A 1,898-nucleotide genomic window follows, 5' to 3' on the forward strand; every position below is an offset into this window, starting at 1 on the left:
GTGGCGGGCGAGGCCGCGACGAGGAGGGCGAACAGGCCCGCGGCCAACGGACCGCGACGGGCTTTCAGGAACATGGACGGCTCGATCGCTTCGAGGATTGCGGCGGTCCGCTCGCGGGACTGCATAGCAGATTCGGCGCAGGCGACGAGGCGCCGGCGGTGACACCGCAGCCCGTCCACAGGGCGGGGTTGCCCATTGCTGCGTTCAGGGTTCGGGCGAATGCGGAATCAGCGTCCCGCCGGGGCCGATCACCGAGGGGCCCGAGCCCGACCCAGCGGGCCGCCCGGCCGCCTGCTCGACCCAGGCCAGGATGTCCTCGGCCCGCCACGGTTTCGGGATGAAGGTCGCCGAGACCCGCAGGTCGCTCGGCTGGTCGCCGGCGTCGCCCGAAGTGAGGAGCACCCGCACCCGCGGCCAAGTGACGCCGATGATCCGAGCCAACTCGAAACCGCCGATCGGCCCGGGCGTGCGCACGTCCGAAAACACGACGCTGACCTCGTCGCCGCGATCGTTCAGGATGGCGAGCGCCCCCTCGGCGGTCTCCGCCTCGATCACGGTGAAGCCGGTCTCCTCCAGGAGGGTGGCGGCGAGGAAGCGCTCGTCCGGCTGATCCTCCACGACGAGGATCACGGGCTTCCGTCCAGGCGAAGTCACGTCGGTCATGGCCGGACACTCTAGGCGGGCCGGATGGTCGGCCCCTCGGATCGGTCGGTCATCGCCATCGTCGATGCGCACGGCAGGCCGATCCGTGCGTGCACGGGCCGCCACGGCGCATCCTGGCATAAACCGGCCCCGCCCACCGTGTCGGATAGGGCACACAGCCGTGAAGGACGGGCCGGAGGCCTCCGTGACCGCTGGTCGCGGCGCCCCGGCCCGGCCGGCTTCAGCCGACGCCGTTCGCCTTCAGGAACGCGAGGGCGCGACGCCAGCCGTCCTCCGCGGCGTCCTTGCGGTAGCTCGGCCGGTAGTCGGCGTGGAAGCCGTGCGGGGCGTCCGGGTAGACGACGAGTTCCACGCGCTTGCCGGCGGCGTTCGCTGCGTCGCGCGCGGCTTCGGCCGAGGCGACCGGGATGCCGGTGTCGCCGCCCCCGTAGAGGCCAAGCAGCGGCGCGTTCAGCGTGGCGGCGACCGAGCCGGCGCTGCGCGGCTGGATGTCGGTGGGGTCGCCGCCGAGCGGGCCGTACCAGGCCACGGCCGCCTTCAGGTCGCGGCGGTGGGCGTCGTAGAGCCAGGCGGCGCGGCCGCCGCGGCACCAGCCCATCACCCCGAGGCGGGCCCCGTCGCCCTTGGCGGCGGAGGTCGCCCAGGCGACCGTGGCGTCGAGGTCGCCGATCCACTGCGCGTCCGGAGTCTTCGAGATCACGTCGCGGATGATGAGCTTGGGATCGGTCATCTGCGACAGGTCGCCCTGGCGGGCATAGAGTTCCGGTGCCACGGCGCAGTAGCCGGCCTTGGCCAGGCGCCGGCAGATGTCCTTGATGTATTCGTGGACGCCGAAGATCTCCTCGACCACCAGCACCAGGGGGAACGGCCCCGGCCCCTCGGGCACGGCGCGGTAGCCCGGCATCGGCCCGTCGGCCGCCGGTATCTGCACCTCGCCCGCCTCGATCCCGGCGGCGTCGGTGTGGACGATTTGCGCCTCCACCGGCGTGACCGCGAGCGTGAAGCCGCTGATCAGGCTCGTCATCACGAAGCCCCGGCGCGACAGGGGCGGGACGATCAACCCGTCGAGACCCGCGTTGCCGTCTACGTCGCCGTCCGTCATGCCGTGCTCCTCGAACCCTCAAACGAGCGCATCATGTCGCCGGCCTCGGGTCAACCATGGGGCGCCGTCAGGACGGGACGCTCAGGCGCCGGCGGACATCCGCGCCGAACGCCGCGCCGGCACCGGCACCGGC

Annotated in this window: 2 protein-coding genes; both read right to left on the reverse strand. The window is 72.7% G+C overall.

Features of this window, described 5'->3' with window-relative positions; genetic code table 11:
* Positions 1 to 204 precede the first annotated feature (204 nt).
* Positions 205 to 663: a response regulator gene (locus tag FV222_RS24575; protein ID WP_147753734.1), complete on the reverse strand. Its 459-nt coding sequence runs from the start codon at positions 661 to 663 to the stop codon at positions 205 to 207.
* Positions 664 to 883: 220 nt separating this feature from the next.
* Complete coding sequence (locus FV222_RS24580; RefSeq protein WP_147815870.1) at positions 884 to 1,765, reverse strand: dienelactone hydrolase family protein; 882 nt, start codon at positions 1,763 to 1,765, stop codon at positions 884 to 886.
* Positions 1,766 to 1,898 lie beyond the last annotated feature (133 nt).

Source organism: Methylobacterium sp. WL103 (genome assembly GCF_008039885.1).
Taxonomy (GTDB): Bacteria; Pseudomonadota; Alphaproteobacteria; order Rhizobiales; family Beijerinckiaceae; genus Methylobacterium; species Methylobacterium cerastii.